The sequence below is a fragment of the Streptomyces sp. Ag109_O5-1 genome (assembly GCF_003814875.1).
In the GTDB taxonomy this organism is placed as follows: Bacteria; Actinomycetota; Actinomycetes; order Streptomycetales; family Streptomycetaceae; genus Streptomyces; species Streptomyces sasae.
Map to the genome: position 1 here is coordinate 367,291 of NZ_RKQF01000001.1, position 25,591 is coordinate 392,881.

The following is a 25,591-nucleotide window of genomic DNA, read 5'->3' on the forward strand; positions in this document are numbered from 1 at the left end:
CCGGGAGGCGTCGTACGGGAGGAGCCGCGGGTGGCTGCCGACGAGCGGTTGCGCACCTACCGTGACAAGCGGGACTTCGGGCGGACGCGGGAACCGTCGGGGCGGTCGGGGGAGGCCGCCGACCGGCCCCGGTTCGTGGTGCAGATCCATGACGCGCGCCGGTTGCACTTCGACTTCCGGTTGCAGGTCGACGACGTCCTGAGGTCCTGGTCGGTCCCCAGGGGACCGTCGGCCGATCCCGGGGACAAGCGACTGGCCGTGCCCACCGAGGACCATCCGCTGGAGTACGAGGACTTCGAGGGTGTGATCCCGAAGGGCGAGTACGGCGGCGGCACGGTGATCGTCTGGGACCACGGCTGGTACGAGCCCCTCAGCCATGACCGCGGGGGACGGCAGGTCGGCTTCGCGGAGTCGCTGGAGCGCGGGCACGCGACTTTCCGGCTGCACGGTGCCAAGTTGCGCGGCGACTACGCCCTGACGCGCTTCCGGGGCGGTGAGGGCGACGACGCGTGGCTGCTGGTGAAGAAGGGCTCCGCGCGGTCGGACGGGCACGGCACGCCCGATCCCCGGCGGGCCCGCTCGGTCCGCACCGGCCGTACCCTCGCCCAGGTCGCGGCGGACGCCGGCGAGGAGTGATCCAGGGGGCTCCGCCCGGGTACGAAAGGGCCGGTTCTCCGGGCGAGGGTGTCCGGAAACGGACGGCGAGTCGACCGAGGCGCGTCCCGGCGGTGCGGACTGCGCGCGGATTGGGCCATTTGGGCCCCAACTCACCTCACGACGGCCTATGTTCGCGACGGCACTGGATCTTCCGCTCAGGAGGCACACCTCACATGCGCACCGCGCTTCGTACCGCCCTGACAGGGGCGGTGGCCGTCGGCACTCTGCTCACCTGTGGCACCGCCCACGCCACTCCCGCCGGGCCCGGCGTGACGGGCAGGTTGATCAGCACCACCACCATCGGCGACACGGACTACGTCCTGCGGGAGATCACCGTCCCGCCGGGCCAGACCACCGGCTGGCACTACCACGACGGCCCGGTCTACGGGTACGTCGCGAAGGGCACCCTCAGCCACTTCCACTCCGACTGCAAGGAGGACGGCGTCTACCACAAGGGCAGCACGGTGTACGAGTCCGGCGGGCCCGGCGATGTGCACCTGGGCGCCAACCGGGGCGACACCGACCTGGTCCTCGACGTGCTGTACATCCTTCCGCACGGTTCGCCGTACTCCGAGTCGGTGCCGAACCCGGGCTGCGACTTCGAGTGACCGGGTCACTCCCCGGTGACCGGCAACGGGCCTTCGGGCAGCGGCTGTTCGGCCCAGATGGTCTTGCCGCCGCCCGTCTGCCGGCTGCCCCAGCGCTGGGTGAGCTGGGCGACGAGGAGCAGGCCGCGGCCGCCCTCGTCGTAGGCGTGCGCCCGGCGCAGGTGCGGTGAGGTCGAACTGCCGTCGAAGACCTCGCAGATGAGCGCCCGGTCGCGGATCAGCCGTAGCCGGATGGGGGGTTCGCCGTAGCGGATGGCGTTGGTGACGAGTTCGCTGACGACGAGTTCGGTGACGAAGGCGGCCTCTTCGAGCCCCCAGTCGGCGAGTCGCTCGGTGGCCGCCTGCCGGAAGTCGGCCACCCGGGCCGGGTCGGGAGGGACGTCCCAGGTGGCGACCCGGTCGGCGCCGAGGGCCCGGGTGCGGACCAGGAGCAGGGCGACGTCGTCGGAGGGCTGTTCCGGCAGGACGGCCTTGAGCACGTTGTCGCCGAGGGCCTCCAGGGAGTCGGCGGGTGCGCCGAGTGCGCGGCACATCTCCTCGGTGGCGCGGTCGACGTCCCGGTCCCGGTCCTCGATCAGACCGTCCGTGTAAAGGGCGACGACGGCCCCCTCGGGCAGATCGAGCTCCGTCGCCTCGAAGGGCAGTGAGCCGACGCCGGGTGGTGGGCCCGCGGTCATGGGGATCAGCTCGGCGCCGCGACCGGGCAGCACGAGGGCGGGCGCCGGGTGCCCGGCGGCGGCGAGCACGAGATGCCGCGAGACGGGATCGTAGACGGCGTACAGGCAGGTGGCGCCCAGTTCGGCGACCTCCTCGCCGGGGCCGTCCGCCGCGAGGTGGGTCACCAGGTCGTCGAGGTGGGTGAGGAGCTCGTCGGGAGGCAGGTCCACGTCGGCGAGGGTGCGTACGGCCGTCCGCAGCCGCCCCATGGTGGCGGAGGAGCGGATGCCGTGCCCGACGACGTCGCCGACGACCAGGCCGACCCGGCTGCCGGAGAGCGGTATCACGTCGAACCAGTCGCCGCCGATGCCGGCCACCGATCCGCAGGGCAGATAGCGGTGGGCGACCTCGACGGCGGCCTGGCCGGGCAGGCCGCTGGGCAGCAGGCTGTGCTGGAGGGCGAGGGCGGTGGAGCGCTCGCGGGCGAACCGGCGGGCGTTGTCGATGCAGACGGCGGCGCGGCTGGCGAGTTCCTCGGCGAAGACGGTGTCGTCGAAGACGTACTCCTCGGGGTGGCGCACCCGCGCGCCCACGACGACGCCGAGCAGGATGCCCCGGGCCTGCAGGGGTACGGCGATCATGGAGTGCACGCCCCGGCGGTGGGCACGGCCCTCGGGCGCGCGGGCGTTGCGCTCGTCGATCCAGCGGCGGAACTCGGGCTCGCCGGCCTGGCTGACCACCGCGCGCCGTTCCCGCAGCGCCCGCGCCGTCGGTGACGCCGTCGGGAGCACGTCGGTTTCTCCCAGCCGTACGGCGGCCTCGGGGGTGCCCTCGGTGGCGGAGCCGTGGGCGACGCGGCGCAGCTCGATGTCGCCCTCCGGCATGCTCGGCAGTTCCTCGGCGCCGAGGACCCAGTCGAGGAGGTCGACGCTGGCGAAGTCGGCGTGTCTCGGGACGAGGAGTTCGACGAGTTCCTCGGCGGTGCGCACCACGTCCAGGGTGGTGCCGATGGCGGTGGCGGCCTCGTTGAGGAGGGCCAGCCGCAGCCGCGCCAGGTACTGCTCGGTGTTGTCGAAGGCGGCGAGGGCGACGGCGGTGAGCTCGCCGGCGGGGTCGCGCAGCGGCCACATCTCGATGCTCCAGGCGTGGTCCCGGTTGAAGGCCGGGGCGCCGGTGAAGCTCTCGTAGCGGACGGGGCGGCCGGTCTCGACGACCTGGCGCAGATGGCGCAGGAACCCCTCGCTGTACGGGGCCTCCTCGACGGTGTCCGGGAAGAAGCGGCCGAGCAGGGCCTCCTCGGGGACGCCCATGACATGGCAGGCCGCGTCGTTGGAGCGGAGGTAGCGCTGGCGGGTGTCGAAGACCGACATGGACATGGAGGCCTGCTGGAACGCCTGTCCGGCCAGGGTGGGGTCGGCCTGCCGGGGCGGGTCGGCGGTCAGCACGTATCCGGTGGTCTCGCCCTCGGGGCCGAGGACCGGGCAGGCGGTCAGGGCGAGTTCCGTCCGGCGCCCGTCGGCATGGCGCAGGGCGACGGTCCCGGAGCGGGCGGCCAGCACGGCCGCCGGGACCTCGTCGGCGAGAAGGTCGGCGGCGGGCCGGCCCACGACCTCCTCGGCCGTCCGTCCGGTGACCGTCCGTGCGCCCTCGCTCCACCCCGTCACCCTGCCCAGGGCATCGATGATCGCCGCGGCCGCGACACGCTCCATACGCCCCAGGATGGAACCTATGTCCTGGGGCATCAAGCGCGGGGAGCGGTCCGCTCAGCCCTGGTGGCCGCGCAGCGCGGCCAGTGCCCGGTCCGCGTGAGTGTTCATGCGGAGTTCGCTGCGGACGACCTCCAGGACGGTGCGGTCCTGGGCGATGACGAAGGTGGCCCGTTTCGTGGGGGCGAGCGAGAAGCCGCGCTTGACGCCGAACCGCTCCCGGACGGCACCGTCGGCGTCGGAGAGCAGCGGCATGCCGAGGGTGTGCTTCCCGGAGAACTCCTGCTGGCGCTCCACGCTGTCCCCGCTGATGCCGACGGGCCGGGCGCCGACGGCCGCGAACTCGGCGGCGAGATCCCTGAAGTGGCAGGCCTCGGCGGTGCAGCCCGCCGACAGGGCGGCCGGGTAGAAGAAGAGCACGACCGGCCCGTCGGCCAGCAGCTCCGTGAGCGTCCGGGTCGTGCCGGTCTCGTCCGGCAGCGCGAAGTCCTCGACCGTGCTTCCGACCTCGACGGATTCCGCCATCTAGCGGCCCTCCTCGTTGCGTGCGACACCGCGCGCCCACAGCACCAGGGGGATCTGGAGCGGCAGCCGGGCGAGGGCCGCGGTTCTGAGCGGCTGGGGCCGCTTCTGCCAGTCGACGGCCATCTGCACGTTGGCCGGGAAGACGCCGACGAAGAAGGCGGCGGCGGCCCGTGCCGCCACCGCCCGGCTGCGCGGCAGGGCGATGCCCGCCGCCAGCGCCAGTTCCACGGCCCCGCTCCCGTACGTCCACGCCCTCGGCGGCCCCGGGAGCGCCCTGGGGATCGTGGCGTCGAACTGCTTCGGCGCCGCGAAGTGGGCGACCCCGGCCGCGGCCAGCAGTCCCGCCAGCAGCAGGGGTGAACGTTCGGACCGGGACACTGGCGCCTCCTCTGACAACCTGCGCCGGATATTACCCGGCGGTATGGCTCCGGTCCGCGTCGCCCCCTACTCCAGGTAGTAGGTGGCGTCCTGCTGGTCCAGCGTGGTGCCGATCGTCCGGACGTAGAGCAGGTTGTTGTAGTGGCGTATGTACCGGCCCGGGTAGTTGTACGACTCCAGGGAGACGCCGGACGGGTCGGCGAGGCCTGCCCGCTGGTAGAACGAGGCGTCGCTGTCGAAGGTGGCGGTGCCGTCGCCCTTCTCCACCCATACCTCGAAGTTGTTGTGGCGCAGGTAGTAGCCGGGGTAGTTGGTCGACTCCAGGGAGATCGTGCCGGTGCCGGCGAGTCCGGTGACGATCCGGAACTGGGAGTCGGCGAGGTTGGTGACGTTCGCCTCGATCTTCGCGCGAAGGTCGTAGTGGCGGATATAGCGGTCCGGGTAGTTGTACGAGGAGAGACGGACCGGGGAGACGCCGTCGGCGACCGGGACGCCGAAGTCGGGGGTGCCGTCGGCGTTCCAGTAGATCTTCTGCAGGCGGGTGCGGCGGTTGGGGTCGTTCAGCGGGTCGCCGGTGATGTCCTTGTAACTGCGGTCGGGTAGACGAGGATGTCGGACTTTCCGTCCTCGGAGACGGTGAACGAGTTGTGTCCGGGCCCGTACTGCGAGGTCGAGGCGTCGCTCTTGAAGACGGGCGTCTGGCTCTTGCTCCAGGAGGCGGCGTCGAGCAGGTCCGAGGACGCGGACGCGGCGAGCATGCCGAGGCAGTAGTTGGCGTCGGTGGCGCTGGCGGAGTAGGTCAGGAAGACCTTGCCGCCGTGCTGGACGACGGCCGGGCCCTCGTTGACCTTGTAGCCGATCGTCTCCCAGGAGAGCGTGGGCTGGGAGATCTCCACCGGGGTGCCGCTGATGGTCCAGGGGTTGGCCATCCTGGCGATGAACAGGCTGGTGTTGTTGTCCTCGGAGGGGTTGTGCTGCGCCCACGCCAGATAGCGCACGCCGTTCACCACGAAGGTCGTCGCGTCGAGCGAGAAGCTCTCCCAGGTGGTGGTGATCTGGCCCTTCTCGGTCCAGGTGCCGGTGAGCGGGTTGGCGGCGTCGGTCTCCAGGACGTACATGCGGATCGCCCAGACGTCGCCGGTGGATCCGGCGGCGAAGTACACGTACCACTTGCCGTCGATGTAGTGGATCTCCGGCGCCCAGATGTGGGAGCCCATGACACCGCTGGCGTGCTTGGTCCAGATGGTGGTCTCCGGGGCGGTGGCCAGGCCCTGGAGGGTGGTGGCCCGGCGCAGCACGACGCGGTCGTACTCGGGGACGGTGGCGGTGAAGTAGCAGTAGCCGTCGGTGTGCTTGTAGATCTGCGGGTCGGCCCGCCGTTCGGCGATCGGGTTGGTGAAGGTCACGGCAGGAGAGGCGGGGACGGCCGTGTGAGCGGGGGTGGCGGTCAGGATCAGGGCGAGTACGGCGAGGACCGCGGTCAGCGCCCGGCCGATGAGACGTCTCACAGTGCGGATGGTTCCTCTCGGTTGTGGCTGGTGAGGGTCAGGTCGTGGAGTGCGGTGCCACTGCTGGCAGTTGTTGTTCAGCCAGGACCACTGGCGCAGGTCGGCGCCGTCGGCCGTGGAGCAGTCGGCGGTGTCCAGGACCTTGCCGGTGGCGACGTTGACGAGGTGGCTGGTGTCGTTGCCCTGGTCCTCCACCAGCCACTTCTGGTTACTGCCGCCGTGCAGGTCCACTGGAGGACGTTGGCGCCGTCGGTGGTGCCACCGTCCGCCACGTCAAGGCACGTGCCGCTGTTGCGGTTCACCAGCGTGTACGCGGTCGGGGTCGCCGCTCGACGACCTGTTGGCGTGGTAGACGATCCAGTTCTCGGTGCCGTCCGGCGAGCTGAAGAAGCCGTTGTGGCCAGGTCCGTACACACCGCCCGCGTCACTGCGCTGGAAGACCGGGGACGCCGACTTGGCCCAGGAGGCGGGGTCGAGCGGGTCGGTGCCGGTGAGTTCGAGCAGGCCCAGCTTGTAGTCCCCAGGGGTCGGCGCCTTTCTGCGCCTTGACCGGGTTGGTGAACGGGCGGCCGACGGCCGCCGTTGCGGGCTGCGTGGTCACGAAGGACGCGAGTACGGCGAGCAGCGCCGCGACAAGCACGAGCCAAGGGCGGGTGCGGATCACGGGGAGTCCCTTCCGGCGGCCATCGCGTTCGGAATACCGAACTGTGTACGGAACTTCGACCAGAAGGTAAGGGGGTGGCAATGGCACGTCAATGGGTTGGACGCGTCGAGTTGGGACTCCAAGGGCCTTGCGGGGATGACGAGTTGAGACCGAAGACTCGGGCGTCCACCAGCGGGGTCCGACGCCCGGGCTCACGGGGTCCCGGCGGGCGTCGGCGAAGACGGCCGCCGCCGCCCTCATTGTCGCCCACGCGCGTTGCCATGGTCCGCACAGATGCAGAAGAGAAGTCCGGCGGGATCGATTCGAGCGGACCCGGACGGGCGGGGCGTACCGCTCGAGGGCCGGGGGCGTGGCGGCTCACACGGTTCGGGCCGAGGGCACCGTCTCGCCGGTCTCCTGGCCCGGCTCGTCCTCGACCGCGTACGCCAGGAAGTCGTCGACCATGCGGTGGAACAGCACGGCCAGCTGCCGCAGTTCCTCGGGCTGCCACTCTCCCAGGGCCAACTGCATGCCGCGGGCACCGGCGTCCCGGACCCGGTGGACGGCCTCCCGGCCGGAGTCGGTGAGCTCGATCCGCTGGGCGCGGCGGTCGTCGGGGTCGGGGACCCGGGTGACATGGCCCGACCTCTGGAGCTGCTGCACCGTACGCGTCACATGGGACGCCTCGACGCCGAGCCGGTGGGCGAGCTCCCCCGGGCGCAACGGCTCGGAGTCGGCGACCTGGCGCAGCAGGGCCACCGCGGCACGGTCCAGCGGGACGCCCGCGAGGGCCATGAGCCGCTCGTGCTGCCGGGCCCGGGTGCTCAGATAGGTGATGCGCGTCAGGGCGCGCTCGATCTCCACCACTTCCGGGGTGGCGGCGGGGACGGCTGGCAGCGGTTCTGTGGACATACCGGCCAGTTTACCATATCGTTGCGTAACTCAAGTAAGTTAGTGCGTGCGTTCCCGCACACTACCGCGCAGCGTCCACCGATCGGAGCCGTATGTCCCTCCTGGCCCGCCCTTCGATCGCCGCTCTCGGCGCGAAGACCCTGCAGCAGCTCACTCTCCTGGCGAGCAGGCGGCCGAACGGCCCGGGCTCCGACGCCTCCTCGCATGCCCGGTTTCCGGACCTCCCGCGCAACGTACGGGAGTTGACCATCCCGACGTCCGTCGCCCCGGCCCGTGCCACGGTGTACCTTCCCGCCGTCATGGACCCCGCGCCCCCGGTGCACGTCAACTTCCACGGCGGTGGCTACGTCATGTCGCTCACCGAACTCGACGACCCGCTCTGCCGCTGCCTCGCGGCCGAGGCGGGGGTGGTCGTGGTGAACGTCGACTATGCCGTCGCCCCGCAACACCCCTTCCCGGCCCCGGCCCGCCAGGCCTTCGAGGTGGTCCGGTGGATCGCAGAGCACGCGGCGGAGCAGGGCTGGGACGGTTCCCGGCCGACCGTGGGCGGACAGAGCGCCGGCGGTGGACTCGCGGCGGCGGTGGCCCGGCAGGCGCTGACGGAGGGCGGGCCCTCGATCGCGCTCCAGGTGCTGCACTATCCGCCGCTGGACCTGATGACGAACGCGGCGGACAAGCGGGCCGCGGTCGCCAAGCCGATGCTGCGGCCCTGGATGGCAGAGGTGTTCGACTCGGCGTATGTGCCGGAGCGGAAGAGGCGTGCCGACCCGCTGGTCTCCCCCGCGCATCCCTCGGACACGGCCGATCTGACGGGGATCGCCCCGGCGCTGGTGATCACGGCCGAGTACGACCTGTTGAGGGCGGAGGGCGAGCGGTACGCCTCACGGCTGGCGGCGGCGGGGGCGTTGGTGGAACACCACGAGGTCGTCGGGGCGGACCACGGCTATGACGGAAAGGACGATGCGAAGGCACGTGAGGTGTATGCGCTGATCGCGCGTCATGTGCGCACGGTCCGGGGGCGGGACGCCTGAGAGCCCGGGGTGTGCTGTTCACGGGCGGCCGACCGTGGTCCGTGGCAGGTCGCGCAGTTCCCCCCGCCCCTGGCGGGGCGCGAATGAACCGCCGTCCCGCGTCCCTCACTTGTTCCGCAACGTCGGTGACACCCCACTGAGGACCGCCCGGGCCTGGGGCGCGTTCCCGGGGACGTCCCACGCGTCCCAGGGCACGCGGGGACGACATGGTGACGGCTCGGCACGGCAATCCTCCGATTCGTGATCACCCTTCGTGGTCACGAGAACGACAGCCGGAGGTTTCCATGTCCCGTCGGATCCTGAAGAGCGGCCTGCTGGCCACGGTCGCGGCGTTGGCGTTCCTGCCCACGGCGGGGGCCGCCACCGCGAGCGCCGCCGCCCCGATCCCCGCGCCGCAGGGAATCGTGCAGTTCTACAACTACACCACCCTGCCCGCTCCGGCGGTGGTCCACCGCCACCACCACCGGTACTACACGTACCGCACGCACCGCACGTACCGCACCGTGGGGCGGGTGGCCACGCACCACGTCCGGCTGAACGTCCGCTCCGGCCCGGGCACCCGCTACCGCGTGGTCGGCCACCGTCACAACAACCGGCTCATCCCACTGACGTGCAAGACCTACGGCGGCTCGGTGCGCGGCAACCACGCCTGGTACCGGCTCCCCCACCACAAGGGCTACGTCTCCTCCCGCTACGTCCGGGTCGGCCGCGCCGTTCCGTGGTGCTGACGGCCCCCTCCCGCCGTACTCCCTGACCACAGAGGCCTGTTCGGGAACCAAGCGTTCCCGAACAGGCCTTCGACATGCACCCCGATTCACCGTCTACACACCTGTTCGCCGATTGCGGGCCCGGTCTCCATGGGAAGCCATCCCGACAACAGGGGCGAAACGCCCATAGCGTTATGAAGTCGAGGCACGCGACATGCGGCACCCCGAAGGAGAGAGCACCACTCCACCCGACGAGTCGGCCACGGCGCAGCTGCGCGAACTGAAGGAGCGTACGGGACTGAGCCTGGCGGCGCTGGCCGCCCGCACGCCGTACAGCAAGTCCGCCTGGCACCGCTATCTCTCCGGCGCCAAACGGCCACCGCGCCCGGCCGTGGAGGCCCTGGCCCGGCTCGCGGGCGCCGACCCGGCGGCCGTGCTGGCGCTGTGCGAGGCCGTCGAGGCGCCGCCGGCCGTCGAACCGGCCCGGGCGCAGCCGCAGTCGGGGCGGCGTTGGCGGCTGCCGCTGACCATGCTCGTGCTGCTCGCCGTGGCCGGGGTCACGGCGGCCGCCGTGACCCTGTCGGACCGGCGCGGCACGCCGGGCGCCCAGCCGGTCTCGGCTCCGCCGCGCTGCCACGGCCGGTCCTGCCAGGGCGAGTTGCCGGACACCTCGGCATGCGCCCGGGACGCACAGACCAAGAGCGCCGTCACCGACACCGCGTACGACGTCCGGCTGCGCTGGTCCCCCACCTGCGGCACCGCCTGGTCCGAGGTGCGGCTGCACACCGCACACGCCCGTGAGGTCTCGGTCCGGGCCGGGCAGAACGTGCTCTCCGCGAGCTATCCGGCCGAGGACTCGGTCGGCTACACCAGCCCGATGCTCGCGGTACCGACACCCCGGGGAGTGGAGGCGTGCGCGGAGGTCGGGGGGCAGTTGGCGTGCACGGGGCTGGAGGCGCAGCCGGACGACGAGTAGGCGGCAAGAAGGCGCCGCGCCCGTGGAAGGAGCGCGGCGCCGGACCGGTCGGGAGTACCGGTCAGTGTGCGACGACCAGTTCCTCCCGGTCGTTGCCGGCCTGCGGCTGCCTGGCCGAGCGCAGGGCGGCGATGCCGATGAAGACCATCGAGGAGACACCGGCGAGCGCGAAGGCGGTGAAGCCCCAGTCGCCGTTGCCCGCAGCGAGCAGCTGGCCGCCGAGCCACGGGCCGAAGACGGCGCCGAAGCGGCCCATGCCCGAGGTCCAGCCGACGGCGGTGGCACGGTTGTCCGGAGTGGAGCGGATGGCGACGGTCGCGTAGATCATCGTCTGGGCGCTGTTGAGGAAGACACCGGTGAGGAAGACGACGACCGTGGTCACGCCCATCGGCATGTGGACGCTGAGCAGGTAGACACCGACGGCGGTGAGGGCGAACCAGACCGCCGAGATGCGCGGGGCGCCGAACCGGTCGGCGGCGCGGCCGGCGACCAGCATGCCCACGATGCCGCCGAGGTTGAAGACGACGACGAAGGTCAGGGCGTTGGCCAGCTCGTAGCCCTCGGTGCGCATCAGGGTGGGCAGCCAGGTGGCGACGCCGTAGACCAGCAGCAGACCACCGAAGGAGGCCAGCCAGTAGAGCAGGGTCTGCAGCCACTCGCCACCGCGGAACAGGTTGAGCAGCGCGTCCCAGCGGTCGGCGGTCGTCGTCTTTGCGGCGACGGCGGGCAGTTCGACCTCGTAGCGCGCGGCCAGGGCGCCCGCCTCCTCGGTGCGGCCCTTGGCGACCAGGAAGCTCAGCGACTCCGGCAGGAGCTTCAGCAGGACGGGGACGAAGAGCAGCGGGAGCACGCAGACCCAGAAGGCGGAGCGCCAGCCGAACGGGTCGATCAGCCACTTGGCCACGTACGCGGAGAGGATGCCGCCCGCGTGGTGCGCGGTCATCAGCAGGCCGATGGTGAGTGCCGCCCGGCCGCCCTTCGCGTAGTCGGAGACCATGCTGATCGCGGTCGGCAGCAGCCCGCCGAGGCCGACGCCGGCCAGGGTGCGGCCAAGGCCGAAGACCGCGAGGCTCCCCGATATCGCGCAGATGCCGGAGGCCAGCGAGAACAGCGTGACACAGCCGATCATCAGCTGCTTGCGGCCGATCCGGTCCGCGACCGTGCCCGCGGTCAGTGCGCCCACCAGCATGCCGAAGGTGGCGTAGGAGCCGAGGTCGCCTGCCTGGTCCGGGGTGAGGCCGAAGGTCTTGGTCTCCAGCAGGTGGGGCAGCACCGAGCCGTAGATGAACATGTCGAGGCCGTCGAAAAGCACGGCCAGCCAGCACAGACCGACGACCAGCAGCGCCAGCTTGCTGCCCCGGGCGGACGGGGCGGGTGAGGAGGACATCTTTGGTTTCCTCTCGTCCAGGAGGCGTTCCCTGGAGGGGATCAATGAGCGGGCCGCGCGGCTCGTGCGGCTGACCCTTGGTGCGCTAGACACTAAGGACCGGGATCCTGGAGCGTCAACGCTTTTGTCAACAATCTCAGCAACAATCCAGACAGTGGCCGGTCCGCCCTGCGCTTGCGTAAAGGTCCAGGTGGCAAAGGGGGGTGCGTGACGCACAGCAGCGCGTCGCGCACCCCCTGATGGCCGAAACCGGATCAGCCGACGGGTGGTGTCCCGTGCGTGTGGAAGGACTCGATCGTCTTCAGGCCCCAGGCCTGCCCCTTGGCCCGCTCGGCCTCGGTCCAGGTGATCAGCGGCCAGTCGGGCGCCAGCACCAGCCGGGTGAGCGGGTTGCAGAGCTCGATGCGGTTGCCGCCCGGCTCGTAGACGTACAGGAAGAACGTCTGCTGGATGGCGTGCTTGTGCGGGCCGGTCTCGATGAACACCCCGCTGTCGATGGCGAGATCGGCCGCACGCAGCACGTCCTCGCGGGTGTCGGTGGCGAAGGCGATGTGGTGCAGCCGGCCGGTGGAGCCGGTCCAGTCGGACGTGTAGACGACGTCGTACGACTTGTCGGTGAAGGTCAGCCAGCGGGCCGCGATCTTCCCGGTGTCGAGGCGGATCTGCTCGGTCGGGCGGGCCCCGAGGATCCGTTCCTGGAACTCGGCGTTGGCGAGCACGTCGGCGGCCAGGAAGTTGATGTGATCCAGGCGGCGGACGCCGACGCCCCGGTTGGGCTTGGCCTGCGGCTGGTTCTTCAGGGCGGGCCTGAGCTCCTCGGGCGCCTGGTAGTACTCGCTCTCCCAGTAGAGGGCGTGTTCGTGGCCGTCCGGGTCGGTGGTGATGTAGAGCTTTCCGAGTCCGGGTTCGTCCTCGGTCCAGTGGCCGGTGCCGCCGGCCTCCTCGATCGCCTTGACACGGCGGTGGAGGGCGTCCTCGCTGGAGGTGCGCAGGGCCAGGCGGCCGAGGCCGGGCCGGTCGCGGGCGGTGAGGACCAGGCTGTGGTGCTCGTAGTCGTCGAAGGTGCGCAGATAGACGGTGTCGCCGTCCCGGCCGTTGACGGTCAGTCCGAGGTAGTCGGTGAAGAAGGCGACGCTGGCGTCCAGGTCCGGGGTGAACAGCTGTGCGTGGCCGATATGGGCGATGTCACCGAGGGGCGGGGCCATCGTTGCCTCCTTGGGGTCGTGCGGGTGTGGGGGGTGTGTCGACCGCACGGGGGAAGACGGTGCCGTCGAAGATCTTGCGGGCGGTGCGGACGACCGCGGTGCGGCGGGCGGCCGGCGGGGTGCCGCCGGAACCGGGATCGACGCTGACATCGATCTCCAGGAATCCGGTGGGGTGTTCGATCCGGACGCGGTCTCCGTGGTCCGGGAGCCGGGCGATTCCCTCCCCCACACCGCCGGGCAGCCTGAGGCCCGCGGCCACACTCGCGGCGCCCAGGACGCCGATCGAGGTGTGGCAGCGGACGGGGATGAAGGTCCGGGTGGTGACCACGCCGCCGTGTCGGGGCGGGGCGAGCAGACTGAGCTTGGGCACGGTGGCGGTCTCCACGTCCCCGAGCCCCATCGACTTCCCTGCAGCCAGCCGGATTTCGTGCAGGCGGTCGGCGAGCGCGAGGTCCTCCTCCAGGTCCTTGGGGTCCTCGTACCCGGTGACGCCGAGGGCGCCCGCGGCGATGAGCACGGTCGGCATGCCGTTGTCGACGCAGGTCACCGGAGTTCCGGCGATGATGTCGCGGACGCTCCCGGTGGGCAGCAACGGGCTCTCCCCCGCCGGGAACTCGATCACCACCGGAGCAGCCGTGCCGGGCACTCCGGAGATCTCCGCGTCGCCGGTGTAGTCGACGCGCCCGCCCGGGGTCGGGAAGGTGGCGATGGCCGACTCCCCCGTGTTGAGCATCCGGATCCGTACGGATGTCTCGCCGTCCCCGGGGGCCACGAGCCCCCGCTCCACGGCGAACGGGCCGACCCCGGCGAGAATGTTCCCGCAGTTCTGACGGTCGGTCACTTCCGGCCGGTCGACCGCGACCTGGAGGAAGAGGTAGTCGACGTCCGCCTCCGGGTCGTCCGACAGTGAGACGACCGCCACTTTGCTGGTCAGGGGATGCGCCCCGCCCAAGCCGTCGATCTGGCGCGGGTCGGGGCTGCCCATCACCAGCAGCAGCAGGCGGTCGCGGGTGGCGGGGTCCGCGGGCAGGTCCTCGGCCAGGAAGTAGGCGCCCTTGGAGGTGCCGCCGCGCATCAGCATGCAGCGCACCTCCGCGGGCCCGGTCACTTGGTGCGCTCCTCGTGCTCCGTGTACTCCTCGTACGTCCTGTACTCGACGCCGAGCCGCTGGAGGGTCTCCCGCAGTCCGTAGCGGTCGAGGCCCAGCTGGCCGTCGATGAAGGCGGCGCGGGTCGCGGCCTCCTTGGCCTCGCGGGCCTCGGACTTCTCGACGGTCTCGCGGGCGCGCTGCCGGGGTACGACCACCACACCGTCGTCGTCGGCGAGGATCACGTCACCCGGGTTGATCATCTGCCCGTCGATGGCGATGGGCACGTTGACCGAGCCGCCGGTGGCCTTCACCGTGCCCTGCGAGGAGACCGCCCGGGACCAGGCGGCGAAGCCCATGTCCCGCAGCTCCTGGGTGTCGCGGATGCCGGTGTTGAGGACGACACCGCGCACCCCGCGCTGCTTCAGGGCGGTCGCGAACAGCTCGCCGAACAGCCCGTCCGTACAGGGCGAGGTGGTGGTGACGACCAGGATGTCGCCCTCACCGCACTGCTCGACGGCCGCGTGGATCATGAGGTTGTCGCCGGGCCAGCTGAGCACGGTGACGGCCGTGCCCGCGACGCGCACACCCTGCTGGACGGGACGGATTCCCGGACCGAGCAGTCCGGTCCGCCCCATGGCCTCGCTCACGGTGGCCACCCCGAAGCCGGCCAGCGCGTCCACGTCCTTCAGCTCCGCCTTCGGCGGGTCGGTGACGATCACGCCGCTCACGCCAGCTCCTTCGCGATCTGCGGGAACGGGCGCATGAACGCCTCGGCCATGGTGTTGTGCGCCAGGCCCAGATTGGGACCCGCGTTCCGCCTGAGCTGGACGCCCCGGCGGACGGCGAGGTCGGTGTAGTACGCCCACAGGTGCTGCTGGGCGCCGAGACATTCCATCGCCTTGCGCTTGGCGTCCCAGACCTCGGTGATGTCGAGGAGCACCTCGGGCCGGAAGCCGCTCATCTCGGGCTGGTGCGGCTCGAAGTAGAAGACCGGCGGGGCGCCGATGATGTCGCCCTCGCCCGGGTAGCCGATGGCCTGGGCGAGGATCCGGGCCTGGAGGGCCATGCGGTTGGCGGCCGGATGGTCGCCGTTGTAGGGGTCGTCGACGGGGTGGGTGAGCACAACGTCGGGCTGGGTCTCGCGGTAGACGGCGACCAGCTGGTCCGTCAGCTCGGCGGAGGCGGCCAGCGGGTAGTCGCCGGCGTCGAAGAAGCGGACCCCGGCGCCGAGAGCGGCGGCGGCCCGCTCCGCCTCCTCCCGGCGTATCGCCTTGATCTCCGCCAGGTTCCTGCCCTCGCGCCACGCCTTGGCGGACTCGCCGCGCTCGCCGAAGGTCAGACACGCGATGGTGACCTTCTCGCCCCGGGACGCGGCCAGGGCGATGGCTCCACCCGCCCGCCACACGAAGTCCCCGGCGTGCGCGGTGACGACGAGGGTGGATCGCGGTGGGGCGGCGGGCGCGTTGGCGTGGGTCATTGCAGAAATCTCCTTGGTGGACAGGTGTGCGCCCACCCACCCCGGACGTCATGCGAAGCGCTGTGTCAGTCGCTCAGCGCGTCGATCACGCTCGTGAGGTGGGCGCGGACGGCCGCTTCGGCCGCCTGCGGGTCCCTGGCCCTGATCGCCTCGATCATCGCCAGATGCTCGTTCAGGGATTGCTGCGGGCGCCCCGGGCGCAGCGCCAGCTGAAAGCGGTGCCGGACCAGTTGGGCGTTGAGCCGCTCCAGCAGTTCCACGGCGGTCTGCTGGCCGGAGATGCCCCGGATCTTGTCGTGGAGTTCGTGGTTGAGCTCGGAGTAGGTGACCGGTTCGCCGTCGGCGACGGCCTTGGTCATGGCCGCCCCGAGGTCCGCGAGCTCGGTGAGCTGCTCGTCGCTGGCCGCGACGGCCGCCTTGGCCGCGCACAGTCCTTCCAGGACCATGCGGCACTCCGTGATCGCGACCGCTTCCTGCACGGTCACCACCCGCACCCGCGAGCCGCGGTTGCGGATCCGCTCCACCAGTCCCTGCGCCTCCAGATCGATCAGTGCCGCACGGATGCTGGCCCGTGTCACACCGAACTCCTCGGCGAGCTCGTTCTCCACCAGCCGCTGGGCCGGGGCCATCTCGCCGTGCAGGATCGCCTGCCGCAGCAGCGCGAGCGCATGCTGCTTGGCCTGCTCTCCGGTGGTCGGACGGGCTTCTTTCGGCATCGTGCCCTCCCTGAGTGAGTGCCTGTCGAACGTTAAATCTAGCCAAACAAGATTGTCAACAATTTTGTCTGCCGTATTGCCGCCGCGATCCGCGCATGCGGCCCGGCGCACGCGCGCTCAGCCCGAGCGGTAGAGCTCGCTGAGCAGTTCGAGAACGGCCTGGTGGGCGGGGTGCGGATCGTCCCGCCACCAGGCCAGCCGGACCGCGACCGGTTCGGCGTCCCGGACCGGCCGGTAGACGATGCCGGTCCGCGGATACTGGTGGGCGGTCGACTCCGCGGTCACACCGATGCCGCGTCCGGCGGCGATCTCGGTGAGCCAGTCGTCTACGGAGCGAATCTCCTCGACGGCCGGACGGGCCCCCGGCGGCCACAGGTCGGGAGTGGTCGTACCGGTACGCCGGTCGGTCATCACGGTCCGGCCGGTCAGATCGGCGAGGCGTACGGACCGGCGCCGGGCCAGGGGATCGTCGGCGGCCAGCGCGCACAGCCGCCGTTCCAGGCCGACGATGGCCGTGTCGAAGCGGCGGTCGTCGAGAGGCCGCCGTACGACGGTCAGGTCACAGGCCCCTTCACTCAGCCCGGCGGACGGCGAGTTCACGCGGATCAGATGCAGATCGATCCCGGGGTGCGCCGCGTTCCATCCACGCTGGAACGCGACGGTGTGCCGCCCCACCGCCGACCAGGCGTAGCCGATCCGCAGCCGGGTGTGCCCCGAGGTGGCCTCCTGGACCAGGTCGGCGACGTCCCCCAGCACCCGACGGGCCCGCTCCACCACCCGCAGTCCGGTCGCCGTCGGCGTCACCTCACGCGAGGTGCGCCGCAACAGCCGTACACCGAGGGCCCGTTCGAGCCCCGCCAAGGTGCGGGACACGGCCGCCTGGGACACCCCCAGGGCGATCGCCGCGTCGGTGAAGGTGCCCTCGTCGACGATGGCGACGAGACAGCGCAGCTGCCGCAGCTCCAGCTCGTTCATACGCCAAGCGTATAGATCCAGAAACGCATGCATTATGCGCAAGCATCGGCCGGGCGGGACTCTGCTGTCATGCGACGAGCCCTGCAACGACCCGCGACGACCGTGTCCCCCGCGGACCCGAAGATCCCCGCGCCGGGGCGGCCGGCCGGCGTGGCGGCCATGTTCGGCAGCGGTCTGTCCAACCAGACCGGCGCGGCCATCGGCGCACTGGCCTTCCCGGTCCTCGGCCCGCTCGGTGTGGTGGCGGTACGGCAGTACGTGGCCGCCCTCGTCCTCGTGGCCGTCGGCCGCCCGCGTCCACGCGCCTTCACCTGGCCGCAGTGGTGGCCGGTGCTGCTGCTGGCGGTGGTCCTCGGCACGATGAACCTCACCCTGTACACCGCGATCGACCGGATAGGCCTGGGCCTGGCGGTCACCCTGGAGTTCCTGGGCCCGCTCACCATCGCCCTCGCCGCGTCCCGCCGCCGGCTGGACGCGGGGTGCGCGGTGCTGGCGGCGGCGGGTGTGGTGGTACTGATGCGCCCGCAGCCGTCGACGGACTACGCGGGGATGGCACTGGGCCTGGTGGCCGCCTGCTGCTGGGCGTCGTACATCCTGCTCAACCGGGTGGTCGGCCGCCGGATCCCGGGGGCGCAGGGTTCGGCGGCGGCCGCGTCCGTGTCGGCGCTCACCTTCCTGCCGGTCGGGATCGTGCTGGCGGTACGGCACCCGCCGACGGCCGGGGCCGTGCTGTGCGCGGTGGCGGCGGGCGTCCTGTCATCGGCGGTCCCGTACCTGGCCGACCTCCTCACCCTCCGCAAGGTCCCGGCCCAGACCTTCGGCCTGTTCATGAGCGTCAACCCGGTCCTGGCGGCCGTGGTGGGGTGGGTGATGCTGGGGCAGAGCCTGGGGGTTCTGGAGTGGGCGGCGATCGGGGCAGTGGTGGCCGCGAACGCGGTCAGCATCGCAACAAGGGCTGACTGAGGCGCCTCCAAGGGGCGCGGGGAACTGCGCGACCAGCCACAACCGGCCCGCAGCTCACCCACAACCGGTCCCATCCCCTCAGCCCACGGCGTCCTTCCAAGCCGCTCCCACCGCAACACCCTGCCGCCACCCCCGAAGCACCTTCGGTGGCATCCCCACCGCAAGCACCCCGTTCAACCGCTCTCCCGTCCGATAGGCGGCCACGAACCGCCCCTCCTCCAACTCCCCTTCCACTACGCGCACTTCCTCGTGCCCGCGCAGATACCCGTACGCCTGGATCTTCATCTCGTACTGGTCGGACCAGAAGTACGGCACCGGCGCGAACGCCTTGCGCGCCCCGGGGTTGAGGAGGTTGCGCGCCGCGGCCATGCCCTGCTCCGCCGCGTTCGTCCGGTGCTCGATACGCATCGACATGCCGAACAACGGGTTGTGCCACCGGGCCACGTCCCCGGCCGCGTACGCATCCCGGGCCGCCTCGCAGTACTCGTCGCAGACGATCCCGTCGTCCACGGTGAGCCCACTGCCGGCCAGCCACTCGACGTTCGGCAGCGAACCGACGGCGACCAGCACCTCGTCGGCCTCGACCACCTCCCCGTCGGCGAGCCGCACCCCCTCCTCGGTCACCTCGGCCACCGTGACCCCGGTCCGCAGGTCCACGCCCCGCTCCAGATGGGCCCGGGACAGCACCCGCCCCACCTCCTCGCCGACCACGTGCGCGAGCGGCACCCGCGCCGGTTCCAGCAGCGTCACCCGCGCGCCCAGCCTCCAGGCGACGGCGGCGGCCTCGGCGCCGAGGAACCCGGCGCCGACCACCACCAGCCGCTGTCCCGGCCCGATCCGCTCCCGGAGGGTGAGCGCGTCGTCGAGAGTGCGCAGCACATGCGCGCCCTCCCCCGGCAGCCGCCGCGGCCGTACGCCCGTGGCCACGATCAGCCCGTCGTACGGGACTTCCGAGCCGTCGGCCAGACACACCGTACGGTCCGCCACGTCGAGCCCGCTCGCGGCCACCCCGAGCCGCAACTGCACTTCCAGGGCGTCGAGTTCGGTCGGCGCTCGCAGTACCACCCGGCCCGGAGGCCACTCGGCCGACAGCACCTGCTTGGACAACGGCGGCCGGTCGTACGGGACATGGAGTTCGTCACCGACGAGGGTGAGCGTGCCGTCGTAGCCCTCGCGGCGCAGCGTCTCGGCCGCCGCCAGCCCGGCGGCCGAGGCGCCGACGACCACGATCCGTCTCACCGCTCGGCCAGTCGGATCGCGGCGGCCGGGCAGATCGCCACGGCCTCGCGGACCGCGTCGAGAACGTCCTCGGGGGGCTGCCCGTCGACGACGAAGGCGATGCCGTCCTCGTCCCGCTGGTCGAACACCTCGGGGGCGGCGAGCACGCACTGCCCTGATGCGACGCACTTGGGTTCGTCCAGTTCGACACGCATGGCGAATCTCCTTGCTGTTCATGGGGGGGGTGTGGTCACCAGGTGACGGGGAGTTCGTAGACGCCGTACACGGATCCGTCGTGTTTGAAGGGCAGTTCGGGGACACCGGCGGCGAGCCTGAGCCCCGGGATGCGGCGGTAGAGGGTGCCGTAGACGACCTGGAGTTCCATCCGGGCCAGCGGCTGGCCCAGGCACTGGTGGACGCCGAAGCCGAAGGCGACATGGCGGCGGGCGTCGCGGGTGAGGTCGAGGCGGTCGGGGTCCGGGAAGGCCTCGGGGTCGCGGTTGGCGATGTCGTTCGGCATGATCACGCCCTCGCCGGCCCGGATGACCTGCCCGGCGACCTCGATGTCCGCGAGGACCGCCCGGCGCCGGCCGCCGTGCACGATGGTCAGGTAACGCAGCAGTTCCTCCACCGCGGAGGCGATCAGCCGGGAATCGTCGGTGTCCCGCAACAGGGCGAGCTGCTCCGGGTGTTCGAGGAGGGCGAGGGTGCCGAGGGCGATCATGTTGGCGGTGGTCTCGTGCCCGGCGAGCAGCAGCAGTACGCCCATCTGGGCGGCGTCGGACCGGGTCAGTTCCCCGGATTCCACCCGGGTCACGAGCCCGGAGAGCAAGTCGTCGCCGGGGTGCGCCGTCTTCTCGCCCATCAGCTCGTCGAGATAGCCGATCAGCTTCCCGTGGGCGGCCATGCGCTCCTCCATGGCCGCGTCCCGCTTGATGAGGATCTTGCTGTTCTCCTGGAAGAAGTCGTGGTCGTCGTACGGCACTCCGAGCAGCGCGCAGATGACGAGCGAGGGCACCGGGAGCGCGAACGCCTCGACCAGGTCGACGGGTTTCGGACCGGCGAGCATCCCGTCGATGAGGTCGTCGACGATCGTCTGCACGGCCGGCCGCAGCGCCTCTACGCGTTTGATCGCGAACGGCGCGGTCACCATGCGTCGCAGCCGGGCGTGCTCGGGGTCGTCCATGAGGATGAAGCTGATGTTGTTCTTGCCGTTGCTGGGGGCCTGGAGCGGATATCCGGGCCGGGTGAGGTCGGCGCTGACCCGAGGATCGAGCAGTACGGCGCGCTGGTCCGCGTACCGGGTGAGCAGCCAGTAGTCCTTGCCGTCCCAGAGTCTGACCTTGGTGAGGGGCCCCTCCTCCCGGGCGGCGGTCAGGGCCGGGGGCGGGTCGAAGGGACAGCCTGCGGCCCGGGGCATCGGGAACTCGGGGATCTGCTCGGCCGGGCCGGGTCCGGTGCCGGTCAGGGTGTCGGCCATCTCTGTCTCCTCGGTGTGGGGACTCCGCTCGGGGCGGAGCGCCGGGACGATGGGTACGAGGTATCGATGAGCACATGCAAACAGAGTGGGCTGACGACTGCCGGTCGGTTTCCTGACGGCAAGCTGACGTGACCCGGGTCATACGGCCGGGCCATTGCCGCGAACGACGCATCCATGACGGACACCACAAACCCCCTTCCAGCAAACGTGTGTTGACGAACCGGGGAGTACCGGAATCCGGCCCCGGCGGTCGACGCTCCCGCACCTCGCCACCCGTTCCCGGACGAACGGCGGGACAGGTCGCGTGTTTGCTTGGGGATTCCATTGCGAAGCACTCACAGCTCCCCCAGCCAGTAGCCGAAGCCCCTCCGGGTGTGGATCAGTGCGGGTGCGTGCCGGTCGACCTTGCGCCGCAGCCGGGAGACCAGCTGCTCGATGGCGTTGTCGCCCCGGCACTCGCCCCAGACGTACCGGCTGATCTGCTCCTTGGACAGCACCATGCGGGCGTTGACGAGGAGGTGGCGCAGCAGCCGGTGCTCGGCGGGCGTGAGGTCGAGGGTGCGGCCACCCCGGCGGGCCCGGCAGGTGTCGTCGTCCAGGACCACGTCCGCGTGGTGCAGCGCGCCTCCCGGCCGGGCGGCCGCGTCCGTGTCCCGGAGCAGCACCTTCACACGGGCGAGGACCTCGGGAAGCCGGACGGGTTTGGTGACGTAGTCGCGCTCGCCGGCGCTGAGTTCGGGCACCAGCCGGGCCAGGGAGCCACAGGCGGCCAGCAGGAGGACGGGCGGCCGATAGGCGGGCTTGAGGCGGCCTCCCTGCCCTAAGTCGTCGAGGCCGGGGAGTTCGGCGTCGATGACGACCAGGTCGAACCGGTGCTCCACCAGCCGCCGGGCCACCTGGGCGCCGCTGCCCGCCGCGCCGATCCGATAGCCCGCCAACTCCAGTGTGGTGGCCAGGAGTTCGGCGGCGTCCTGGTCGCCGACGGCGATCAGAAGCCGCTGCCCGCTGCCACGGGCGAGCGCTTGGGGTGCCGGTGAGCTGCCGTTCATGGGGTGACCCATTCGTTCGAAGCGCGGTCAATTCACTTGCTTGACTCAAGTAAGCCACATGTGCTTGCCTAACTCAAGTAATCGGGGTCGGCTTGAGCGGAGACCGCCCCGAGGGTCTGCCCGACGGACAGGCCCGGGCGCCGGCCCCGTGGGGACGGAGACCGGCGCGGTCCCCGGACCGGGCACCGGCTCACTCCCCCCAGCCCGGTACCCGGCCCGGGGACACCTCCTCGGCTGCACCTCCCCATGAACCCCCGGCACCTCCGGAAAGCCTCCGGAAGGCCCCCAGAAAGCGAGAGTCACCCATGGCCACGATGAAGTCCGTACAGACCGGCGGCGTCGGCCGCATCGAGGTCGTGGACGTCGAGCGTCCCGTGCCCGGCCCCAAGGACGTGCTGCTGAGGATCCGCGCGGGCGGCATCTGCGGTACCGACGTCACCTTCCTGCACATGGGCGGCATGCCCGCCCGCGCCCACCTGGGCGGCGAACTGGTCCCGGTGGCCCTGGGCCATGAGCCGGCCGGCGAGGTCGTCGAGGCCGGCGCCGAGGTCAGCGGGCTGAAGGTGGGTGACCGGGTGGTCGTCAACCCGCAGGACGCGCCCACCCGGATCATCGGCTGCGGCGGCCGGTACGGCGCCCTCAGCGAGTACCTGCTGATCGAGAACGCCGAGGTCGGCAGGAGCGTCGCGGTGTTCCCGGACACCGTGCCGTTCGCGGTCGCCTCCCTGAACGAGCCGATGGCCGTGTCCCGGCACGCCGTCAACCGCTCCGAGGCCGCGCCGGACGACAAGGTGGTGGTCTTCGGCGCGGGGCCCATCGGGCTGGGCGCGGCGATCTGGCTGAAGCTGCGGGGCGTGCGGCACGTCGTCGTCGCCGACGTGATCCCGGCTCGACTGGAGAAGGCGCTGGCCGTGGGCGCCGACGCGGTCATCAACTCGGCCGAGGAGGACGTCACCGCGCGGCTGACCGAGCTGCACGGGCAGAGCGCCAACGCCCTGGGCCAGCCCCGTCCCGGCACCGACGTCTTCTTCGACGCGGCCGGCGCCCCGGCCGTCTTCGACACCGTGGTGGCCAACGCCCAGTGGCACGCCAGGCTGGTCATGGTCGCCGTACAGAAGAAGGGCGAGGTCGATCTCGGCGGGATGCTCCGCAGCGAGCTGACCCTGGTCGCCTCGCAGGGCTACCCGACCGAGATCTTCGAGGTCACCCCGGAACTGGTCGAGCACCACGAGCGGTTCGCGAAGCTGATCAGCCACCGTGTGCCGTTCACCGAGGTGGACCGCGCCTTCGAGTTGGCGCTCACGCCGGGCGCCGCGGAGAAGGTCGTCGTCACCTTCGATGCGTAGGAGTGAAGGGCGCCAGCCACAGCCCCAGGAGTGCGTCGGTGAGTCCGGTGGCCGCGTCGCTCCAGGTGGCACGTGGCGTGGCGGTGCCCTCGGCGAGGGCGCGCTCGCGCTCGGCGCAGGTGTGCAGGATCAGCGTCCGGGCCATCTGACCGCGTTCGGCGCGGACCTCGGCGGGCAGCTCCGGCAGCCGCCGGTTGAGTCCGGCCACGGCCTCGCGCAGCGACGGCGAGACGAGGGACTCCTCGATCATGATCTCGTAGAGGGCCGGGTCGGTCGCCACCTGGGCGCAGAAGCGGGCGTACCAGGTGGGGCTGCCCAGGCTCGCGAGGTGTTCGGTGATCGGGCGGACCAGGCAGTCCACCCAGTGCCGTACGTCGTCGGAGTCGCCGACCGCGGCCAGCAGCCGGACCCTGATCTCCTCGATCCGGTCGAAGTGCCGGGCGGCCACGGCGCGGACGAGGTCGGCCTTGGTGCCGAAGTGGTAGCCGACGGCCGTGTTGTTGCCCTGGCCCGCGGCTTCGCCGACCTGCCGGTTGGAGACGGCGTACACGCCCTGTTCGGCGAACAGCCGCTCCGCCGCGCTCAGGATGGCCTCCCGCGTCGCGCTGACCTGCTCCGACCGCGCCGTCCTGCCCGCCATGTCCACCACCGCTCCGGAACCGCACACCACCCGGACCGGCCGGTCCCGCGAGCCGTACCGGGGCCTCGCCCGGGGCGGCGAGGTCCAGCCGAAAAAGCCTACGCGGCGGCACCACGCGATGCCGCCGGGCCCTGCCATTAAAGTAAGTCAGGCGACTGACTTAAATCATTGATCGATCGCTCCTGTCCTGCCTACGGAGGCCTTCCCTCATGTCCGAAGCCCCTGTCCGGCCCGTCGGCTCCGCCGGGCCCGCCGGGTCCGCAAGCGCCGCGCGACCGAATCCGAACGCGGTGGTGGCGGTGCTGGCCCTGGCCGGTATCACCGTCTCGCTGATGCAGACCCTGGTGATCCCGATCGTCCCGGAGCTGCCGAAGTACCTGAACGCCTCCGCGTCCAACGCGGCCTGGGCGGTGACCGCGACCCTGCTGGCCGCAGCCGTGGCCACCCCGATGGCCGGCCGTATCGGCGACATGTTCGGCAAGCGGCTGATGCTGCTGATCAGCCTGGTGCTGCTGGTCTCCGGCTCGGTGGTGGCCGCGCTGAGCGACTCGCTGGTCCCGATGATCATCGGCCGTACCCTGCAGGGACTGGCGTCCGCCGTGGTCCCGCTGGGCATCAGCATCATGCGCGACGAACTGCCGCCGGAGCGGCTCGCGGGTTCCACCGCGCTGATGAGCGCCTCACTGGGCGTCGGTGGCGCGCTGGGTCTGCCGTCCGCGGCCTTCATCGCGGACCACTTCAACTGGCATGTGCTGTTCTGGACCTCGGCCGCCCTCGGTGTCGTGGCGTTCGCGCTCGTCATGCTGCTGGTGCCGGAGTCCAAGGTGCGCTCGGGCGGCCGGTTCGACGCGGTCGGCGCGGCCGGTCTCGCGGTCGGCCTGGTCTCGCTGCTCCTTGCCGTGTCCAAGGGTGCGGACTGGGGCTGGGCGAGCGGCACCACGCTCGGTCTGTTCGCCCTCGCGGTCGTGGTCCTCGCCGCCTGGGGCTTCTTCGAACTGCGCACCTCCCAGCCGCTGGTCGACCTGCGCACCACCGTCCGCCGCCAGGTGCTGTTCACCAACCTCGCCTCGATCGCGTTCGGCTTCTCGATGTTCGCGATGTCCCTGGTGCTGCCGCAGCTGCTCCAGCTGCCGACCCAGACGGGCTACGGCCTCGGCAAGTCGATGCTGACGGTCGGCCTGGTGATGGCTCCGCAGGGTCTGGTCATGATGGCCTTCGCCCCGGTCTCCGCCGCGATCACCAAGTCCAGGGGCCCGAAGGTCACGCTGATGATCGGCGCGGTGATCGTCGGCGCTGGCTACGGCCTCAACATCCTCCTGATGTCCGAGGTCTGGCACCTGATCCTGGTCTCCTGCATCATCGGCGCCGGTGTCGGCTTCGCGTACGGCGCGATGCCCGCGCTGATCATGGGTGCCGTCCCGGCGTCGGAGACGGCCGCCGCGAACAGCCTCAACACGCTGATGCGGTCCATCGGCACGTCGGTGGCCAGCGCCCTCGCCGGGGTGATCCTGTCCCAGATGACCATCAGCCTCGGCGGCCACACCCTGCCGTCCGAGAACGGTTTCAAGGTCGTCATGGCGATCGGTGCGGGCGCGGCCGCCCTGGCCTTCGTCCTCGCCTCCTTCCTGCCCGGCCGTCGCCCGGCGGACACGGAGCCCGCTCCGGTCCTCGCCGAGCCCTCGGCCGAGCCGGCGCGCTGAGCGGCGGACGTGAACCGTTCCCCGGGACCCGCGGCGG

24 protein-coding genes and 2 pseudogenes are annotated in these 25,591 nt (G+C 71.3%); 8 read left to right on the top strand and 18 right to left on the bottom strand.

What is annotated here, in order from left to right:
- Positions 1-30: 30 nt before the first annotated feature.
- Both EDD90_RS01645 and EDD90_RS01650 read left to right on the top strand, forming a co-directional pair.
- On the top strand, positions 31-636 hold the full coding sequence (locus EDD90_RS01645) for a DNA polymerase ligase N-terminal domain-containing protein (RefSeq protein WP_123971378.1): 606 nt from the start codon (positions 31-33) through the stop codon (positions 634-636).
- Positions 637-830: 194 nt separating this feature from the next.
- Positions 831-1,265 (top strand): cupin domain-containing protein, encoded by a 435-nt coding sequence (locus tag EDD90_RS01650; protein WP_123971379.1) that lies wholly within the window; start codon positions 831-833, stop codon positions 1,263-1,265.
- 5 nt (positions 1,266-1,270) lie between these two features.
- Here the strand turns inward: EDD90_RS01650 and EDD90_RS01655 are convergent, their stop codons facing one another.
- The 6 genes and pseudogenes from EDD90_RS01655 to EDD90_RS01680 form a co-directional block, all read right to left on the bottom strand.
- The gene (locus EDD90_RS01655; protein WP_123971380.1) at positions 1,271-3,631 is read right to left on the bottom strand and encodes a SpoIIE family protein phosphatase; all 2,361 of its coding nucleotides are present in this window, start codon (positions 3,629-3,631) and stop codon (positions 1,271-1,273) included.
- A 54-nt stretch (positions 3,632-3,685) separates the two neighbouring features.
- The gene (locus EDD90_RS01660) at positions 3,686-4,153 is read right to left on the bottom strand and encodes a peroxiredoxin (protein WP_123971381.1); all 468 of its coding nucleotides are present in this window, start codon (positions 4,151-4,153) and stop codon (positions 3,686-3,688) included.
- Positions 4,154-4,531, bottom strand: a complete 378-nt coding sequence (locus EDD90_RS01665; RefSeq protein WP_123971382.1) for a DoxX family protein — start codon at positions 4,529-4,531, stop codon at positions 4,154-4,156.
- 66 nt (positions 4,532-4,597) lie between these two features.
- A pseudogene (locus EDD90_RS01670) lies at positions 4,598-6,039 on the bottom strand (family 43 glycosylhydrolase).
- A 54-nt stretch (positions 6,040-6,093) separates the two neighbouring features.
- Positions 6,094-6,558, bottom strand: a pseudogene (locus EDD90_RS56695) (RICIN domain-containing protein); the annotation flags it as partial.
- A 502-nt stretch (positions 6,559-7,060) separates the two neighbouring features.
- Positions 7,061-7,594 carry a MarR family winged helix-turn-helix transcriptional regulator gene (locus EDD90_RS01680; RefSeq protein WP_123971383.1) on the bottom strand — a complete coding sequence of 178 codons (534 nt, stop codon included), beginning with the start codon at positions 7,592-7,594 and terminating at the stop codon, positions 7,061-7,063.
- 92 nt (positions 7,595-7,686) lie between these two features.
- Here EDD90_RS01680 and EDD90_RS01685 point away from each other — a divergent pair, with 92 nt between their 5' ends.
- The 3 genes from EDD90_RS01685 (at position 7,687) to EDD90_RS01695 (ending at position 10,308) form a co-directional block, all read left to right on the top strand.
- The gene (locus tag EDD90_RS01685) at positions 7,687-8,625 is read left to right on the top strand and encodes an alpha/beta hydrolase fold domain-containing protein (RefSeq protein ID WP_123971384.1); all 939 of its coding nucleotides are present in this window, start codon (positions 7,687-7,689) and stop codon (positions 8,623-8,625) included.
- A gap of 284 nt (positions 8,626-8,909) precedes the next feature.
- Positions 8,910-9,353 (top strand): SH3 domain-containing protein, encoded by a 444-nt coding sequence (locus EDD90_RS01690; RefSeq protein WP_123971385.1) that lies wholly within the window; start codon positions 8,910-8,912, stop codon positions 9,351-9,353.
- Between the two features lie 193 nt (positions 9,354-9,546).
- The gene (locus tag EDD90_RS01695; protein ID WP_123971386.1) at positions 9,547-10,308 is read left to right on the top strand and encodes an XRE family transcriptional regulator; all 762 of its coding nucleotides are present in this window, start codon (positions 9,547-9,549) and stop codon (positions 10,306-10,308) included.
- Between the two features lie 61 nt (positions 10,309-10,369).
- On the opposite strand, the gene EDD90_RS01700 is transcribed toward EDD90_RS01695, so the two are convergent.
- The 7 genes from EDD90_RS01700 to EDD90_RS01730 form a co-directional block, all read right to left on the bottom strand.
- Entirely contained in the window at positions 10,370-11,695 is a 1,326-nt protein-coding gene (locus EDD90_RS01700; protein WP_123971387.1) for an aromatic acid/H+ symport family MFS transporter, read from the bottom strand.
- A 254-nt stretch (positions 11,696-11,949) separates the two neighbouring features.
- Positions 11,950-12,900, bottom strand: a complete 951-nt coding sequence (locus tag EDD90_RS01705; protein ID WP_123971388.1) for a catechol 2,3-dioxygenase — start codon at positions 12,898-12,900, stop codon at positions 11,950-11,952.
- Positions 12,881-14,008: a 4-oxalomesaconate tautomerase gene (locus tag EDD90_RS01710; RefSeq protein ID WP_185148868.1), complete on the bottom strand. Its 1,128-nt coding sequence runs from the start codon at positions 14,006-14,008 to the stop codon at positions 12,881-12,883. Before EDD90_RS01710 ends, EDD90_RS01705 begins: the two co-directional genes overlap by 20 nt.
- The gene (locus EDD90_RS01715; RefSeq protein ID WP_123971389.1) at positions 14,005-14,718 is read right to left on the bottom strand and encodes a 4-carboxy-4-hydroxy-2-oxoadipate aldolase/oxaloacetate decarboxylase; all 714 of its coding nucleotides are present in this window, start codon (positions 14,716-14,718) and stop codon (positions 14,005-14,007) included. The genes EDD90_RS01710 and EDD90_RS01715 overlap by 4 nt, the downstream gene beginning before the upstream one ends.
- Entirely contained in the window at positions 14,715-15,467 is a 753-nt protein-coding gene (locus EDD90_RS01720; RefSeq protein WP_123971390.1) for a PIG-L deacetylase family protein, read from the bottom strand. Before EDD90_RS01720 ends, EDD90_RS01715 begins: the two co-directional genes overlap by 4 nt.
- A gap of 65 nt (positions 15,468-15,532) precedes the next feature.
- Positions 15,533-16,183 carry a GntR family transcriptional regulator gene (locus EDD90_RS01725; RefSeq protein ID WP_123971391.1) on the bottom strand — a complete coding sequence of 217 codons (651 nt, stop codon included), beginning with the start codon at positions 16,181-16,183 and terminating at the stop codon, positions 15,533-15,535.
- Positions 16,184-16,300: 117 nt separating this feature from the next.
- Positions 16,301-17,158 (bottom strand): LysR family transcriptional regulator, encoded by an 858-nt coding sequence (locus EDD90_RS01730; RefSeq protein WP_123971392.1) that lies wholly within the window; start codon positions 17,156-17,158, stop codon positions 16,301-16,303.
- Between the two features lie 150 nt (positions 17,159-17,308).
- Here EDD90_RS01730 and EDD90_RS01735 point away from each other — a divergent pair, with 150 nt between their 5' ends.
- A complete protein-coding gene (locus EDD90_RS01735) occupies positions 17,309-18,121 on the top strand; it encodes an EamA family transporter (protein WP_123980776.1) in 813 nt (270 codons plus the stop codon).
- Between the two features lie 78 nt (positions 18,122-18,199).
- Here the strand turns inward: EDD90_RS01735 and EDD90_RS01740 are convergent, their stop codons facing one another.
- The 4 genes from EDD90_RS01740 to EDD90_RS01755 form a co-directional block, all read right to left on the bottom strand.
- Positions 18,200-19,360, bottom strand: a complete 1,161-nt coding sequence (locus tag EDD90_RS01740; RefSeq protein WP_185148872.1) for an NAD(P)/FAD-dependent oxidoreductase — start codon at positions 19,358-19,360, stop codon at positions 18,200-18,202.
- On the bottom strand, positions 19,357-19,554 hold the full coding sequence (locus EDD90_RS01745; protein ID WP_123971393.1) for a ferredoxin: 198 nt from the start codon (positions 19,552-19,554) through the stop codon (positions 19,357-19,359). Before EDD90_RS01745 ends, EDD90_RS01740 begins: the two co-directional genes overlap by 4 nt.
- A gap of 35 nt (positions 19,555-19,589) precedes the next feature.
- Entirely contained in the window at positions 19,590-20,819 is a 1,230-nt protein-coding gene (locus EDD90_RS01750) for a cytochrome P450 (RefSeq protein WP_123971394.1), read from the bottom strand.
- 335 nt (positions 20,820-21,154) lie between these two features.
- Entirely contained in the window at positions 21,155-21,868 is a 714-nt protein-coding gene (locus tag EDD90_RS01755; RefSeq protein ID WP_123971395.1) for a response regulator transcription factor, read from the bottom strand.
- A gap of 305 nt (positions 21,869-22,173) precedes the next feature.
- On the opposite strand from EDD90_RS01755, the gene EDD90_RS01760 reads away from it, so the two are divergent.
- On the top strand, positions 22,174-23,214 hold the full coding sequence (locus EDD90_RS01760) for a zinc-binding dehydrogenase (RefSeq protein ID WP_123971396.1): 1,041 nt from the start codon (positions 22,174-22,176) through the stop codon (positions 23,212-23,214).
- Here the strand turns inward: EDD90_RS01760 and EDD90_RS01765 are convergent.
- Entirely contained in the window at positions 23,198-23,854 is a 657-nt protein-coding gene (locus tag EDD90_RS01765) for a TetR/AcrR family transcriptional regulator (protein ID WP_123971397.1), read from the bottom strand. The two genes, EDD90_RS01760 and EDD90_RS01765, sit on opposite strands and share 17 nt — an antisense overlap.
- A 209-nt stretch (positions 23,855-24,063) precedes the next feature.
- On the opposite strand from EDD90_RS01765, the gene EDD90_RS01770 reads away from it, so the two are divergent.
- Positions 24,064-25,554 carry an MFS transporter gene (locus tag EDD90_RS01770; protein WP_123971398.1) on the top strand — a complete coding sequence of 497 codons (1,491 nt, stop codon included), beginning with the start codon at positions 24,064-24,066 and terminating at the stop codon, positions 25,552-25,554.
- The last annotated feature ends 37 nt before the right edge of the window (positions 25,555-25,591 follow it).